The sequence below is a fragment of the Reyranella sp. genome, assembly GCF_017305915.1.
GTDB lineage: Bacteria > Pseudomonadota > Alphaproteobacteria > Reyranellales > Reyranellaceae > Reyranella.
Window position 1 is genome coordinate 66,950 of sequence record NZ_JAFKJN010000030.1, and the last position, 12,336, is coordinate 79,285.

14 protein-coding genes and 1 tRNA gene are annotated in these 12,336 nt (G+C 68.0%); 6 read left to right on the plus strand and 9 right to left on the minus strand.

Going from position 1 to position 12,336, the window contains the following annotated elements; genetic code table 11:
• The first annotated feature begins 153 nt into the window (after nt 1-153).
• Nucleotides 154-582 carry a hypothetical protein gene (locus J0J01_RS26415; RefSeq protein ID WP_296386223.1) on the plus strand — a complete coding sequence of 143 codons (429 nt, stop codon included), beginning with the start codon at nt 154-156 and terminating at the stop codon, nt 580-582.
• A 12-nt stretch (nt 583-594) separates the two neighbouring features.
• Here J0J01_RS26415 and J0J01_RS26420 read toward each other — a convergent pair whose 3' ends face one another.
• From J0J01_RS26420 to J0J01_RS26435, 4 genes are all read right to left on the minus strand, one after another.
• Nucleotides 595-741 (minus strand): hypothetical protein, encoded by a 147-nt coding sequence (locus tag J0J01_RS26420; RefSeq protein ID WP_296386224.1) that lies wholly within the window; start codon nt 739-741, stop codon nt 595-597.
• A complete protein-coding gene (locus J0J01_RS26425) occupies nt 734-1,441 on the minus strand; it encodes a VIT family protein (protein ID WP_296386226.1) in 708 nt (235 codons plus the stop codon). The genes J0J01_RS26420 and J0J01_RS26425 overlap by 8 nt, the downstream gene beginning before the upstream one ends.
• 39 nt (nt 1,442-1,480) lie before the next feature.
• Entirely contained in the window at nt 1,481-1,999 is a 519-nt protein-coding gene (locus tag J0J01_RS26430) for a hypothetical protein (RefSeq protein ID WP_296386227.1), read from the minus strand.
• A gap of 725 nt (nt 2,000-2,724) precedes the next feature.
• Nucleotides 2,725-2,800 (minus strand) — tRNA-Thr (locus J0J01_RS26435).
• A 44-nt stretch (nt 2,801-2,844) separates the two neighbouring features.
• On the opposite strand from J0J01_RS26435, the gene J0J01_RS26440 reads away from it, so the two are divergent.
• Genes J0J01_RS26440 through J0J01_RS26455 form a run of 4 tightly spaced genes read left to right on the plus strand, consistent with a single transcriptional unit; the run spans nt 2,845 to nt 6,493 of the window.
• A complete protein-coding gene (locus J0J01_RS26440) occupies nt 2,845-4,299 on the plus strand; it encodes an L-lactate permease (protein WP_296386229.1) in 1,455 nt (484 codons plus the stop codon).
• A 14-nt stretch (nt 4,300-4,313) separates the two neighbouring features.
• Nucleotides 4,314-5,183: an NAD(P)-dependent oxidoreductase gene (locus tag J0J01_RS26445; protein ID WP_296386231.1), complete on the plus strand. Its 870-nt coding sequence runs from the start codon at nt 4,314-4,316 to the stop codon at nt 5,181-5,183.
• Between the two features lie 3 nt (nt 5,184-5,186).
• Nucleotides 5,187-5,819, plus strand: coding sequence for a glutathione S-transferase (locus J0J01_RS26450; RefSeq protein ID WP_296386233.1), 633 nt, complete (start codon nt 5,187-5,189; stop codon nt 5,817-5,819).
• Nucleotides 5,816-6,493 (plus strand): aspartate/glutamate racemase family protein, encoded by a 678-nt coding sequence (locus J0J01_RS26455; protein WP_296386234.1) that lies wholly within the window; start codon nt 5,816-5,818, stop codon nt 6,491-6,493. The genes J0J01_RS26450 and J0J01_RS26455 overlap by 4 nt, the downstream gene beginning before the upstream one ends.
• Here the strand turns inward: J0J01_RS26455 and J0J01_RS26460 are convergent.
• Genes J0J01_RS26460 through J0J01_RS26470 form a run of 3 tightly spaced genes read right to left on the minus strand, consistent with a single transcriptional unit; the run spans nt 6,486 to nt 8,380 of the window.
• Entirely contained in the window at nt 6,486-7,607 is a 1,122-nt protein-coding gene (locus J0J01_RS26460; protein WP_296386236.1) for a hypothetical protein, read from the minus strand. The two genes, J0J01_RS26455 and J0J01_RS26460, sit on opposite strands and share 8 nt — an antisense overlap.
• Before the next feature lie 25 nt (nt 7,608-7,632).
• Nucleotides 7,633-8,118 (minus strand): GNAT family N-acetyltransferase, encoded by a 486-nt coding sequence (locus J0J01_RS26465; RefSeq protein WP_296386238.1) that lies wholly within the window; start codon nt 8,116-8,118, stop codon nt 7,633-7,635.
• A 7-nt stretch (nt 8,119-8,125) separates the two neighbouring features.
• Entirely contained in the window at nt 8,126-8,380 is a 255-nt protein-coding gene (locus tag J0J01_RS26470) for a hypothetical protein (RefSeq protein WP_296386240.1), read from the minus strand.
• Between the two features lie 171 nt (nt 8,381-8,551).
• Between J0J01_RS26470 and J0J01_RS26475 the strand changes: the two genes are divergently transcribed.
• Entirely contained in the window at nt 8,552-9,367 is an 816-nt protein-coding gene (locus J0J01_RS26475; RefSeq protein ID WP_296386242.1) for an N-acyl homoserine lactonase family protein, read from the plus strand.
• 196 nt (nt 9,368-9,563) lie between these two features.
• Here J0J01_RS26475 and J0J01_RS26480 read toward each other — a convergent pair whose 3' ends face one another.
• Together J0J01_RS26480 and J0J01_RS26485 are read right to left on the minus strand one after the other, a co-directional pair.
• Nucleotides 9,564-11,126: an ABC transporter substrate-binding protein gene (locus J0J01_RS26480; protein WP_296386244.1), complete on the minus strand. Its 1,563-nt coding sequence runs from the start codon at nt 11,124-11,126 to the stop codon at nt 9,564-9,566.
• A 38-nt stretch (nt 11,127-11,164) separates the two neighbouring features.
• On the minus strand, nt 11,165-12,316 hold the full coding sequence (locus tag J0J01_RS26485; RefSeq protein WP_296386247.1) for an FAD-dependent oxidoreductase: 1,152 nt from the start codon (nt 12,314-12,316) through the stop codon (nt 11,165-11,167).
• Nucleotides 12,317-12,336 lie beyond the last annotated feature (20 nt).

The window sequence follows — 12,336 nt, forward strand, 5'->3', positions numbered from 1 at the left end:
GATGGTCGGGTGGTCGACGAGATCCGCTGCGGCGGCATCCCAATATGCCGGCTCCAAACAAGCGCCCGGTTGTGCGGGAATGCAGGTCGACAGGCCGAGGCGACGAGGGCCGCTTTGCAATCGCCCATCGAGGAGTTCCCCGGAGTACGCGCCATGTTCACCATCGCAAGAGACCGCACACGCAACATCACCTTGGCCCGTTTCGAAGGAGAGTTCTCACCCGACGTCATCGGCCAGCTCGACCACGCCGGGGAGCTGCTGGTCGAAGCCATGGGCCCGACCCATTTCCTGTTCGACTTCACAGGCATCGATCGCGTGAGCATGCCCGACGCGACGATCGCCGAGCGTGGACGGCGGGCCCCGCTCTGCGCCGGCTATCAGCGCGTGGTCGTGGCGCCCCAACCTGAGATCTTCGGCCTGTATCTCGTCTTCGCCGCCAAGCAGCGCGACGTCGGATCGAGTGCTCCGATCATGGTCCGATCGATGAGGGAGGCATTGGCTCGCCTGGGGGTGCGACGGCCGGCATTCGAGCCCCTCGACATGGCGGCGATCGAGCGGCGGGCCGGCCGCTCGCTGCATTGACCTGGCCGGCGTTCAATCGAAAGTTTGCCCGGGCCCGTTGATGCGGCCCTCCTCGACGAGGCCGCCGAGCAACTCGTCGAGCCCCGCGGTATCGCGGTCGAGCGGATAGGTGATCCAGTAGAGCCCGGGGTGCAGCGGTCTCGGACGGTTTTCAGGCAATGGTTCCGAACACAGCTCCCGCACCCATGGTGAGGGCCATGGCGAGAGCACCCCAAAAGGTGACCCGCATTGCCCCTCGCAGCATATTTGCGCCGCCGGCGCGCGCGGCCAGCACTCCCAGCCCGGCAAGGAGGATCAGCGACGCGCCCGCCACGACGAAGATCAATCCCGTCGACGGCACCATCGCGGCGATCAAAAGAGGCATGGCGGCGCCAGCGGCGAAACTCGCGGCCGAGGCGAGCGCTGCCTGAACAGGCCGCGCCCTGAGTGGCTCCGAGATGCCGAGTTCGTCCCGTGCATGCGCGCCCAACGCGTCGTGGGCCATCAGCTGCTCGGCCACCTGTTGTGCGAGCGAGCGATCGAGGCCCCGTCGCTCGTAGATCGCCGTCAGCTCATTCTGCTCGGCTTTGCGGTCGGCCGTGAGCTCCGCGCGTTCCTGCTCGAGGTCGGCCCGTTCGGTATCGGCCTGCGAGTGCACGGAAACATATTCGCCTGCCGCCATCGACATGGCACCGGCCACGAGGCCAGCCACGCCTGCGATTACGACATTGCCCGGGGCTCCATGGGCGGCGGCGACGCCCAGCACCAGGCTCGCCGTCGACACGAGGCCGTCGTTCGCGCCCAGGACGGCCGCACGCAGCCAGCCGATATGCTCCGTGCGATGACGTTCAAGATGGCGTGGGAAATGGCGTGAAGGCATTTGTCGTGACTCCGCTGGACTAGAACGCGCGGCCGACGATCAGCTTCGTGACGATCGCATCAGAGGCGTTGGTGAGGCCAGCCCCATGCCGAGATTGACGTCGAGCCGCAGCACCTTGAAGTCCACGACGCCGAACAGCATGTGCTGCTGCCGATCTGCGGGCGGGATGGCGTCGATCGGGCTGTAGCTCGAATAATATTCGACGCCGAGCCAGGTATCGGTGCCGACCTGGCGGGCCAGCCGGGCGGCCGGCCCGAAGGTCGATGCGCCGGCCGGCGCGAAGCTGAGGTCGATGATCGGATTGACGATCAGCTCCCAGCCGAGATTGCACGCACCCAGGATCGGTCGGATTTCCAGCCCGACGGCGCTCTGCGAGAAGCGCGGCGTCTGATAGCTCAGCTCGAAATTGGCGCCATAGAAGAACTTGCGATCGTCGGCGTGGGGCGACACGAAGAGCTGCCGGATCTTGACTCCGCCCGGCAAGAAGGCGCCGCTGCTGTCGAAGGCGAACGGCGCGTAGAGACCGCGCTCGTACCAGTCGGCTGCCCCTCCAGACATAGTTGAGATGTTGCTGCAGCGTGAACCTTCCTGGCGCGGCGATCTCGGCGTTGTAGACCTGAATCTTGTCGACCGCGCAGGCGGGGTTCGTCGCGTATTGAAAGGCAATCGCAATTCCGGCAAGGCCCTCGAAGGTCATCGAGGAAAACGACCCCATGGTGTCGCAACACTTGCTCAACATGTGATTGCCGAAAACGAGAAAGACTTCGCTGAGGCAGATGGCGCCTCGTCGTCAGGTTTGCCAACGCGACGGAGTTACTCACCCGTGCGAGGTAGCGCTTCTCATTCTCATTGGATCGCGGCGGGGAGCGGCAGTCCAACCGCCAGACTACACTGCCTACTGGGTAAAAGTTGGGGGCAACGTCAAGCTGCATCGATCGCTCGATGCGATGCAGCCCGCAGGCGATGCCGTCGGCCCGCAGATCATGCCAACGCGACGGGCAGTCGATTCCTTCGCGAAGTAGGCCGCGGCTTTTCTTGGAATGTCCCGCTCGGCTTCACCAGCAGACGCAAACCGCCGCCGTCAGAGAGCTCGTAGGGTTTCCCTTTGGGCTTCGCGCATCTGGGCACCGCCCTTCTCTGCCAAAGAACCCGTACCCAGAATTATACCGAGTTGTTCTAAGCAGTGGCGCGCCGAACTTCCTCACTGTGAGTAGCCGAATTCGCTCAAGTGCCTGAGACGATGGGCGACTTGAGCATCGGTGAGTTTTCGCGAGGAAAGGTGATGGTGCCCCGAGACGGAATCGAACCGCCGACCCCATCATTACGAATGACGTGCTCTACCAGCTGAGCTATCGGGGCACAGGCGGCGGGTTCTAAGGGAAAGGGGCGGGCCGCGCAAGGCCATGACCACCACCCTCGCGTTGCTGCCGCTCCTGCTGGTTCTGGGGCTTTTGGCGTCGGGCCGCACCGGCGCGCTGATGGCCGGATTGGCGGGCCTTCTGGCCACTTTTGCCGTCTCCGCCCTGCTCATTTGGCCGCAGGGGCCGGCCGCCGTGGCGGCGCTGTGGCAGCGCGAGGTGCCGGCCGGCGCGTGGCTCGCCTGGCAGGTGATCGCGATCATCGCCGCCGGCATGTTCTTCCATCGCTGCACGCTCGCGCGCGCCGCGGCGGCAGGGGCCGAGACGCATCCGGCGACCCCGCGGCGGCTGTGGTCGGTCTGCTTCCTGCTCGCCCCCTTCGCCGAGGCGGTGACCGGCTTCGGCGTCGGCTACATCATCGCGCTGGCGGCGCTGAGGCGCCTCGGCCTCGGCGGCCTGTCGGCGCTGCTGCTCGGGCTCTACAGCCAGTCGCTGGTGCCGTGGGGCGCGCTCGCCACCGGCACCACCGTCGGCGCCACGCTCGCGGGCTTCACGCCCAACCAGCTCGGGCTGGGTTCGGCCCTGCTGCAGGTGCCGATCCACGTCTTCTACCTGCTGCTCTACTGGCGCTTCGCGCGGCAGGCCGGCGTCGCGGTGCCGACGGCGCAGAAGATCGACGACATCGCCTGGACGGCGCTGCTGCTCGGCCTGGTCTGGCTCGCCAACCGCCACACCGACGTCGAGATCGCCGGCGCCGCGCCGCTCGCCGTGCTGCTGGCGCTGCGCTTCTGGCGCGACGAGCGGCCCGACCTCGGGCATCTCAAGGCCGCGCTCCATCGCAATGCGCCCTACGTCGCGCTGACGATCGCGCTCTGCGCCACGCGGCTGGTGCCGCCGCTGCGCAACCTGCTGAAGCCGCTGTGGGCGCTCAAGCCCTACGACAACCAGCCGGCCTTCGCGCCGCTCTATGCGCCGGGCTTCTGGCTCGTCTCGATCGGGATCGTCGTGCTGGTGACGGCGCGCGCGCCGATCGGCCGCGCCGTCGCCGACACCGCGCGCGGCGCCTGGCGATCGTGCACCGTCACCCTGCTGTTCGTGGTCATGGCCGAGCTCTATGTCGGCTCGGGCATGGCGCAGCAGATCGCCGAGGCGATGCGCGCCGCCGCCGGCCGCACCGCGGCGCTCGGCGTGCCGCTGTTCGCGGGCGTCGGCGGCTTCCTGACCGGCGGCGGCTCTGCCGGCAACGCCATGCTGATGCCGATGGTGACGGCGCTCGCCAAGGCCGTCGCGGTCGATACCGGCTGGGTGGCGGCGGTGCAGAACAGCGTCTGCACCAACCTCACCATGCTGTCGCCGATCCGCGTCTCGATGGGCGTCGGGCTGCTGGCGCACGCAGTCTCCGATTCGGAGCTCTACCGCCGCGCCTGGCCGCTCGCCGTGCCGCCGCTGATCGTCGGAGTCGCAGCCATCGCCCTGCTGCTCTATGCTCCGCCCCTCTGAATTTGGAGGACATGATGGCCAAGGTGGCGTTTCTGGGGTTGGGCGTGATGGGCTTTCCGATGGCGGGGCATCTCGCCGCCAAGGGCCACGACGTGACCGTCTACAACCGCACCTTTGCGAAGGCCGAGGCCTGGACCCAGAAGCACAAGGGCAAGGCCGCCAGGACGCCGAAGGAAGCGGCCCAAGGCCAGGAGATCGTGTTCTGTTGCGTCGGCGACGACAACCACCTGAGGGACGTCGTGCTGGGCGAAAACGGCGCCTTCGCCGGCATGGGCAAGGGCTCGATCTTCTACGACAACACCACCGCCTCGGCCGACATCGCGCGCGAGTTCCACGGGCTCGGCAAGAAGATCGGCGTCGACTTCATCGACGCCCCCGTCTCGGGCGGCCAGGCCGGCGCGGAGAACGGCCAGCTCACGGTGATGTGCGGCGGCGAGCAGGCTCCGTTCGACAAGGCCAACCCGGTCGCCATGTCCTACGCCAAGGCGATCACCCTGATCGGCCCGCCGGGCTCGGGCCAGATCACCAAGATGATGAACCAGATGTGCATCGCCGGCCTCGTCCAGACTCTTTCCGAGGCGCTCAACCTTGGCCAGCGCGCCGGCCTCGACATGGACAAGGTGATGGCGGCGATCTCCAAGGGCGCGGCGCAGAGCTGGCAGATGGACAATCGCTGGCAGAACATGGTCAACGGCAAGTTCGACTACGGCTTCGCCGTCGACTGGATGCGCAAGGACCTCGGCATCGCCATGGCCGAGGGCAAGCGCTGGAAGGCGCAGATGCCGGTGGTCGCGCTGGTCGACCAGTTCTACCAGCGTGTCCAGGAGCGAGGCGGCGGCCGCTGGGACACGTCGAGCCTGATCCAGCCGCTGCAGAAGCCGTAAGCGATGGCCGGCTACAAGCTCTGGGGCCGCGCCGGCTGGGGTTCGACGCTGGTGGAGGCGCAGCTCGTCTGGTACGGGCTGCCCTTCACCTTCGAAGCGGTCGGCGACCTGTTCAAGGAACCCGACGCCAAGGCCAAGCTCGAGAAGGTCAATCCGCTCGCCCAGGTGCCGACCCTGATCCTGCCCGACGGCCAGGTGATGAGCGAGAGCGCCGCCATCACGCTGCTGCTCGCCGACATCGCCGGCACCGATTCGCTGGTGCCGGCGCCGGGCGCGCCGGAGCGGGCGGCGTTCCTGCGCTGGCTCGTGTTCATCGTCGCCAACATCTATCCGACCTTCACCTACGCCGACGATCCCTCGCGCTTCGTCTCGGTCAATGCGGCGCGCGACCCGTTCCGCGCCGCCACCGACGCCTACGCCCAGCGGCTGTGGAAGCAGGTCGAGAGCCAGGCGCGAGCGCCATGGTTCCTCGCTGATCGCTTCTCGGCACTCGACATCTACCTCTCGGTAATGACCCGCTGGCGGCCCAAGCGCGGCTGGTTCGAGACCGAGACGCCCCGGCTGTTCGCGATCGCACGCCGGGCCGACGCGAAGCCCGAGCTGGCCGAGGTCTGGAAGCGCAACTGGCCGACATGAGCGCCGTCGGCATCGTCGGCGGCCTGGGCGTCGGCGCCACCGTCCATTACTACGAGAAGATCGCCGCGGCCTGCAAAGCCCGCGGCGTCGTGCCCGACCTGGTGATCGCGCACGCCGACGTCGACCACGGGCAGCAGCTGATCCGCGACGGAAAGCTCGGCGCGCTGGCGAAGTATCTTGCCGGCTTCATCGAGCGCCTGGCGCGGGCCGGCGCCGAGACCGCCGTGCTGCCGGCGGTGACGCCGCACCTCTGCATCCGGGAACTCTCCCCGCTGCTGCCGATCCCGCTGCTCAACATCGTCGAGATCCTGGCGGCCGAGCTGGTGCGACGACGGATCAAGCGCGTGGCGCTGATGGGCTCGATCTTCACCGTGCAAGGCAGCCTGTGGGGCCAGCTCGCCGGCATCGAGATCGCCAAGCCGCAGCCCGACGAGATCGCCTTCATCGGAGCCGCCTACCAGCGCATCCTCGACGGCAGGACCGAACCCGGCGACGCCGACGGCTTGCGCCGCATCGCAACCGAACTGCGTGAGCGCGATGGCGCCGAGACCATCCTGCTGGCCGGCACCGACCTTGCGGTGATGTTCGACGAGGCGAGCGCGGGCTTTCCCTGCCTCGACGTGGCGCGCCTGCACATCGACGCGATCGTGGAGACGCTGGCCCGTCCTACTTGAGATCGAAGTTCTCGGCCGCCACCGAGCACACCCGCCCGACCTTCAGGCGGCAGTAGGCCAGCGCCTTGGCACGCGCCTCCTCGAGCGTCCATTCGCCCCACTGCCAGTAGACGCCGCCGTTGGGGCCGAGCGTCAGGACCTTCTCCGTCGGCATGCGCATGTACTGCTCGACGCTGTCGCGATCGGCCGGTGACAGGCGCGCGAGCAGCGGACCGAACGGCGCGGCGTCCCAGGTCGGCAGGCCATTCGTCCGCAGGAAGCGATCGAGTTCCGGGAGAAGCAGCTGACGTCCGCCCGACGCGAAGAACATCGCGTGCCCGTCCTGCCCGAACGGCGGCAGCATGACCAGGTCCGCCCGGCCGCCGCCGGCGGTGAATGCCGCGTGCAGGCGCCTGGCCAGCGCCGGGCCGAACCAGCTGTCGTTCTCGCTGTAGAGCCAGAGCGTCGGCATGCGCGCCGTTGCGCCGAAGCGGCCGAAGTTGCGCACGAGGTCGGCCTCGTAGGGCGCGCATTCCGGGTCGGGCTCGGAGGGCAGCCGCAGCCGGCGCCGGGCAAGGCCGCCCGACACATTGACCGCGGCGGCCAGGTGCACGGACGGTCGCGCCGCCAGCGCCATCGTCGCCGCGCCGCCGGACGAGTGGCCGATCGCCAGGACACGGCTCATGTCCGCGTCCGGCCGCCGCGCGATGGCGCGCAAGGCAGCCTCCAGGTCGTCGGCGTGGCCTTCGAGGTAATGGCCGACATTGGGCTTGGCACAGGTCCCGGCGTCGTCCTCGATCGTGCCGTCCGAATTGCCATAGCCGCGGCGCATGACGCCAACCGCGAGCCAGCCGCGATGGGCCAGATCGTGGGTCCACTGACGGACCCAGCCGAGCGTCACGGGGCCGGCTGTGCCGAAGCTGGCGCCGTGCGTGATCAGCGCGACGGGCCGCCGGTCCTGGCCGGCCTGACGCACCACAAGCGTCTCGAGCGCATAGGTTCTGCCGCCGATCTGGACCGGCAGCCGAATCGGCTGCTCGACGGCCGGCTGGGCGTGGAGTCGGTGCGGCGCGAGCTGAGACGCGACAAGCACGGCTGCGGCCGCAGCGACCTTGCGAAGGAAGACGCCGCTCACGTCCCGGATCGTATCACGCCGCCCTTCACAGTTGGCGGGCCATGAGAATCTCGTCGCGATAGCGGCCGTCGATCTTGGCTCTGCGCGACTGCACGCCTTCGACGACGAAGCCCATCCCGGCGTAGAGCCGCTGGGCGCGTTCGTTGCCCGCGAAGACGGCGAGCTCGACCCGCTCGAGGCCGCAGGCGCGCGACGCCTCCAGCGCCGCCGACATGAGCTCAGTCCCCAGGCCGCGGCTCCGCCGATCCGGCAGCAATCCCATGCCGAGCGTGCCGACATGGGCGAAGATCGGCCGCGGCACCGGCACGACATCGCACCAGCCGACGATCGTTCCGCCGTCGACCGCCACCAGGAAGGGATGTCCCTTCTCGATCAGGGAGGTCCAGAAGCCGCGGCTCTGCTCCAGCGGCGGCGCGTCGAGAAAGCCGATATAGGCGCGCTCCCGCGCCACCACGCCGATGCAATGCCACGCGCCCTCGATGTCGGCGAGGCCGCCAGCCCTGACCGGCATCGCTAGACTAGAAGACCGCGCGCACGCCGACGATCTGGCCGAGCGAGCGGCCGACATGCTCGGCGGTGTCGTCCGCGAGGCCTTCGACCTCGATCTCGACCGAGAGCGCATCGTCGATCGCCTGGGCGAAGACGCGCGCCGGCACGAGGCCGCGCTTGGCCAGCAGCTCGAGCGCGCGCGGCAGCACGGCCGGCTCGACGTCGGCCTCGAAACAGTATCGGACGGTGGAGGAGTTGCGCTTAAGCGCCAGGACGGACGACATGGACAGATTCCTTGGCTGTGAGACGAATAGCGACAGGCCGATCTGCAGCGCAGATCGGGGTGCTAATTCGCCGGGCAAGGAGGTCCATGCGGGCCATCGACGCCACTATAGCGCCGAGGCTCCGCCGCTTGCTACCCTCTCGGCAACGACCCCCGAGGGAAGGAAACAAAGATGCGTTCGACGCCGGTCTACGAGGTACATGCGGTCAAATACGCCCACCTGCCGCGCAAGGCTTGGGAAGTCCAGATCACGCCCGACCCGCACGACGCCGACTTCCCGATGGACTATTTCGTGTGGGTCGCGATCCCGCTCGACGAGAGCGGCCACCGGATGCTGGGCGGCAAGCCGATCGTGATCGACACCGGCTTCAACGCCCAGGTCGGCAAGAAGCGCGGCCGCGAGGTCAAGACCAACCCGGCCGACCTGCTCGAGCATCTCGGCGTCGACGCCAAGGAGGTCGAGGACGTCATCATCACCCACCTGCACTACGACCATGTCGGCAACTGGGACCGCTTCCCGAAGGCGCGCTTCCACCTTCAGGACAAGGAGATGCAGTTCGCCACCGGCCGGCACATGTGCCACGGCACCTTCCGCCACGCCTTCGAGATCGAGGACATCGTCGGCATGGTGCGCGCGGTCTACGGCAAGCGCGTGGTGTTCCACGACGGCGACGAGGAGGTCGCACCCGGCATCTCGGTGCACCTGATCGGCGGCCACACCATGGGCATCCAGTCGGTGCGGGTGATGACGCGCAACGGCTGGCTGGTGCTAGCCTCGGACGCCTCGCACTATTTCTGGGGCATCCGCGAGAGCAAGCTGTTCTCGATCGTCTTCTCCGTCGCCGACATGCTGGCAGGCTACGACAAGCTGAAGAAGCTCGCCGACGGCAATGTCGACATGGTGGTTCCCGGCCACGACGCCGAGGTCATGAAGAAGTACCCGGCCTCGCGGGCCGGACTGGAAGGGGTCTGCGTGCGGCTCGACTGAGCCCGGACAATTTGCAGTCTCGCGTCCGGCGCGTCCGGGCCGTCCGGAAGCGTCCGGCCCGAGGGGGTGGGGCGGATTCCCGGATTCGCGGCTGAAACCCTTATGCCATCGGCATCGGACGCGTCCGGCCCCGGCCCGGATTCGGCGTGAAATCCGGCGAAGCCGGTCAGCCGCCCGTCAGGGCACGCACGCACGCCTACTTCTTCTCGACGTTCCACAGCGCCAGCTCGGGCACGGCGAGCAGGCCGTCGATGTTGCTGCGCAACGCGGTCGGCACGGTGAACTGGCCGAGCGGCGCGAAGGTCGGATAGGCGCCCGACAGCCGTACCGAGACCTGCTCGGCGATCGCCTTCTGCTTGGCCGGGTCGGTCTCCTTGGCGTAGGCGTCGCGCAGCTTCTCGATGCCCTCGTCGCACGGCCAGCCGAAGGTCGCCTTGTCGCACGCGGCGTTGATGAACGCCGCCGACACCGGGTTCATGACGTCGGGCGAGCCCCACGAGGTGAAGTAGACGCTCCAGCCGCCCTGCGCGAGCGGCTCCTTCTTGGCACGGCGCGCGACCAGCGTCTGCCAGTCCATCGCCTGCAGGTCGACCTTGAAACCAGCGGCCTCGAGCTGCGGCTTGGCGACGGTGGCGAGCTGGTTGTGGCCGGCGATGTCGGTCTGGTGCAGCAGCACGACCGGCGTGCCGTCGTAGCCCGCCTCCTTCAGGAGCTCCTTGGCCCTGGCGACGTTGCCCGAGACCTTGTCGTCCCAGCCCTTGGTGGTGGCGAGCGGCGAGCCGCAGGGGAACAGCGACTTGCACATCGAGTAGTAGTCGGCAGCGCCGACATTGGCCTCGAGGAACGGCTTCTGGTCGAGGGCGTAGAGCACCGCCTCGCGGATCTTGGGGTTGTCGAACGGCTTGTGCAGCACGTTGAAGCGCAGCTCGTACTGGCGGCCCGCCTTGTTGACCACCATGACCTTGACGTTCCTGTCCTTCTGCAGGAGCGGCAGCAGGTCGGGCGGCACGTTCTCGACCATGTCGATCTCGCCGTTGAGCAGCGCGCTCACCTGGGTCTGCTGGTCGGGGATGGTGACCCATTCGACGCGGTCGACCTTGACCACCTTGCCGCCGCTGAGGCCGTTGGCGGGCTCGCTGCGCGGCTTGTACCTGGTGTTCTTGACGAACACCGCCTTCTCGCCCGGCTTCCATTCGTCCTTCTTGAAGATGAACGGGCCGGAGCCGGTGTAGTCGGTGATCTGCGTGTTGGGATCGGTGTCGGCGATGCGCTTGGGCATCATGAAGGGGATGTTGGCCGACGGCTTGGCGAGCGAATCGAGCACCAGGCCGTACGGCTCCTTCAGCACCATCTTGATCGTCCTGGCGTCGGGGGCGCCGAGCTCGGCGACCACGCTCATCAGCTTCTGGCCCATCGAATCCTTGGCCGCCCAGCGCTTGATCGAGGCGACGCAGTCCTCAGCCGCGACCGGCTTGCCGTCGTGCCATTCGAGGCCGTCGCGCAGGGTGAAGGTCCAGATGAGCTTGTCCGGCGAGACCTCCCACTTGTCGACCATCTGCGGCTTGGGCTGGAGCTGGTCGTCGACCGAAAACAGCGTGTCGTAGACCATGTTGCCGTAATGCGTGCTGATCAGCGCCGTGGTCCAGATCGGATCGACGATCTTGAGATCGGAGTGCAGCGACACCTTGAGCACGGTCTCGGCGCTGGCGGGCGCGGCCAGCGCCAGCGCGGCAGCGATCGTGCAAACGAAACGACGCATGGAAGTCTCCCTTCGCAACCGGGAGCGATACTAGCCGCTCAGCCCTCGGCCGTGTCCAGCAGCGCCTTCCAGTCGGTCAATTTCACGCGCGGCCGGCCGAGCTTCGCCCCGGCCGCCACCTCGGCCTTGTCGATGCGGTGCCAGCCCGCCAGGTCGACCGCGATCGGCATCGGGTCGAGCCCGCTCTTGGGATCGCGCTCCTTCAGCCAGGCGATCACCTGCCGGGCCACCGCATGGCTGTCGGCGCGGTTGGTCGGGATGGTCCCGGTCGGCCCCCGCCTGGCCCAACCCACGGCGAATATCCCTTCACCCGACAGGAACTCGACGCCGGAATAGCCGATGCAGGTGATCACCAGGTCGAACTTGCCCGGCTCGATCGCGGTCGTCGGCCGATGGAAGTCGAAATGAATGGCGATCGGCTTGCTGCCCGGCGCGTTCTTCGCAAAGCTCCGCAGGATCTCGAGGTTCTTGTTTTTGCGCAGCTTCTCCGGCGTCGGGTCGGTGGCCGGTGGCGCCACGCTGAGATCGGCATCGGTCACCGCCACCGCGCGCGCCAGGCGGCCGAACTCGGCCAGCTCATTGTTGGTGAAAGAGGCATTCTCCGGCCCGCGCCGGCCGATGATATGGATGTCGGTGATCGGCGCCGCGGCGATCGCCGCCCCCGCCTCCGGCACGATGTCGCTCCTGGCCATCTCGTCGGCCGACTTGGCGAGCACCCGCGCCACGTCGAGCGCGACATTGCCGTTGCCGATCACGGCGACCGTCTTCACCTGCGCGAGGTCGGGCCCGAGCCGGAAATCGGGATGGCCGTTCAGCCAGGCGACGAACTTCCACGAACCCCAGACGAACGGCAGCGTTTCGCCCGGGACGCCGAGCTTTTTGTCGATCGTCATGCCGGTGGCGACGATCACCGCGTCATAGCCCTCGCGCAGCTCGTCCCAGGACAGGTCGCGGCCGATCTCGACATTGCCGGCGAAGCGCACGTCGGGCTCGGCCAGCAGCTTCTCGAACTGGCGCACGATCGCCTTGGTGCCCTGGTGATCGGGCGCCACGCCTGCACGCACCAGGCCAAAAGGCGTCGGCAGGCGGTCGATCAGGTCGATCCGCAGGTCAGGCCGGCTACGCAACAGGCCGTCGGCCGCGTAGAACCCCGACGGACCGGCCCCCACGATGGCAACCCGATGGGTCATGGGCGCGTCGGATAGCATAT